This window comes from Shewanella sp. SM20 (assembly GCF_025654545.1).
Classification (GTDB): Bacteria; Pseudomonadota; Gammaproteobacteria; order Enterobacterales; family Shewanellaceae; genus Shewanella; species Shewanella oncorhynchi.
The window spans coordinates 1-788 of the sequence record NZ_JAKKRK010000133.1 but is presented as its reverse complement, the minus strand read 5'-3'; the positions used below and the strand labels follow the sequence as shown (position 1 = coordinate 788).

Sequence of the window (788 nt, the reverse complement as noted above, 5' to 3'; positions counted from 1 at the left end):
TTCTTTTCCTAAGGGTACTTAGATGTTTCAGTTCCCCTCGTTCGCCTCGCAACACTATGTATTCATGTTGCGATAACAGCTTATGCTGCTGGGTTCCCCCATTCGGACATCGTTAGCTCAAATGCTTGTTACTAGCTCGCCAACGCTTTTCGCAAGTTACTACGTCCTTCATCGCCTCTGACTGCCAAGGCATCCACCGTATACGCTTAGTCGCTTAACCATACAACCCAAATGAGTTTCACTCATCTGAGTCGCATTGCGACCAGCTTGGTTTTACTTGTCTCACTTCTGACCAAAGAAGTGGACGCGCCTTAGACGTAAACTATTCAACTAAGAATAATTTACTTTTGAATATTCAAGACACTTAATAAAGTGTTTGAGAACTCATGTTCAATGCTTGCGCATTAAACGTTTTGTAATTAATCACATGACAGACTCATGCAATTAAATACTATCAGCTTTCCAAATTGTTAAAGAACAATGCGTACCGGCTAGCGGCGCATTTAGCTCTGACTTCTCGTGAGAGAAGATAAACAAGCAATCTGTGTGAACACTCAAAAGGTACACGGATGTACCGAATGTCGAAAATGCAGGAGCATTTTTCGACCAAACATTAAGTTAGTCGTATAGGTAAGGAGGTGATCCAGCCCCAGGTTCCCCTAGGGCTACCTTGTTACGACTTCACCCCAGTCATGAACCACAAAGTGGTGAGCGCCCCCCCGAAGGTTAAGCTACCCACTTCTTTTGCAGCCCACTCCCATGGTGTGACGGGCGGTGTGTACAAGGCC

At 45.1% G+C, this 788-nt stretch carries 2 rRNA genes; both read right to left on the bottom strand.

Annotation, left to right across the window (positions count from 1 at the left end):
* A 23S ribosomal RNA gene (locus L5M18_RS23235) occupies positions 1–220 on the bottom strand; the annotation flags it as partial.
* 411 nt (positions 221–631) lie between these two features.
* Positions 632–788, bottom strand: a 16S ribosomal RNA gene (locus L5M18_RS23230); the annotation flags it as partial.